This is a genomic window from Planomicrobium sp. MB-3u-38 (genome assembly GCF_002836425.1).
GTDB classification, from domain to species: Bacteria; Bacillota; Bacilli; order Bacillales_A; family Planococcaceae; genus Planococcus; species Planococcus okeanokoites.
On sequence record NZ_PJBO01000015.1, the window covers coordinates 1 to 1,243 of the forward strand.

Genomic DNA, 1,243 nt, shown 5'->3' on the forward strand with positions numbered 1-1,243 from the left:
GAACTATGTGTAATGGTATATTCATAATTAATAAATGTATTTTGTTTTGTGGTTGCAGCATAAATACTAACTTCAGGATTATCTTTAGAAGGGACTAGACCACCTTCAGATACAACTTTTGATTTCGTTGAAAGAGCTTCTTCTTCCAAGTATTGATCAGAAAGTTCGCCTAAGCTTAATACGATTGGTTCTTTTCCCTCTTCTTCAATTGTAAGGACATTTAGTTCCTTGTCAAAAGTTGCTGTAGTCGATACGCCGTCCACAGTAGTTTCTGCTACCCTTTCATTTTCATTATCCTCAATTATCTTCGTAACTTCATTTTCAGATGCGAATCCAGTACTTGCCAAACTTGTAAATACTAAAATTAAAACCATCCCTACTATCATTAAACGACTAAAGAAATTCATCATATTCTCATCCCCTTAATTATTAATTTATTTTCGAATTAAACTATTTCTATAACGAGAACTTTTTTAGAGTACTGCAGTTATTAATGACATTTGTACATAAGACTCTCTATTAATGATAGATTAAGCACTATAGAGATATGGCCTTTATTATTTGTGAATATTATTTAATAAATACCCAAAGGATTTACTTACCAGCATAAAATTAATTCATACTTAGTTATATTTAAGAATTTTGATTCTAAAGATTTTATAATGTAGATTTTTTACCCTCCACCAATAAACCAAATATCCATTATCATAATTATCAAATCCATACTGTTCACCACCTTTAATTAAGATTACAATTAATTACAAAGATTCCAACAAAATATTCTTAAAAGAAACTCTTGGAGGTACTATGCAGAATTATGGCAATGCTATTAAAAAAATTAGAAAAAGCAGAGGGTTATCTCAAAAATATGTTGGACAAGGAATTCTATCGCAAGCAGCCTTTTCGAAATTTGAAGCTGGTTTAACTACTATTCATTCAACTGCATTTCTTCAGATACTTGATCGTTTGAGTATGTCCCTTGAAGAACTCGAATACATTATCAATGATTATGAACTTCCTCAACCTAAGAACATCATTAATAAATTTTTCAAAACCTCTTATAATAGTGCTGATGATTTAAAAAATATAATTGCAGAAATAGATACCTTTCTTGATAAGCAACAGAATATAGACCTTGAAAATATTAAAATTATCTGCACCGCGTTAATTAGTCTTAATCAAAATAAGGATATCCTGCAGGCAAGAAGTTATGTCGAACCTATATGGATAAAACTTTCAAAAG

General features: G+C 29.8%; 2 protein-coding genes. One reads left to right on the plus strand and one right to left on the minus strand.

What is annotated here, in order from left to right:
- Window positions 1-410: geobacillin-26 family protein (locus CXF70_RS06625; protein WP_145990708.1), on the minus strand; the 410-nt coding region annotated here is incomplete at its 3' end.
- Window positions 411-807: 397 nt separating this feature from the next.
- On the opposite strand from CXF70_RS06625, the gene CXF70_RS06630 reads away from it, so the two are divergent.
- A partial coding sequence (locus tag CXF70_RS06630; RefSeq protein ID WP_145990709.1) for a helix-turn-helix domain-containing protein occupies window positions 808-1,243 on the plus strand: 436 nt, incomplete at its 3' end.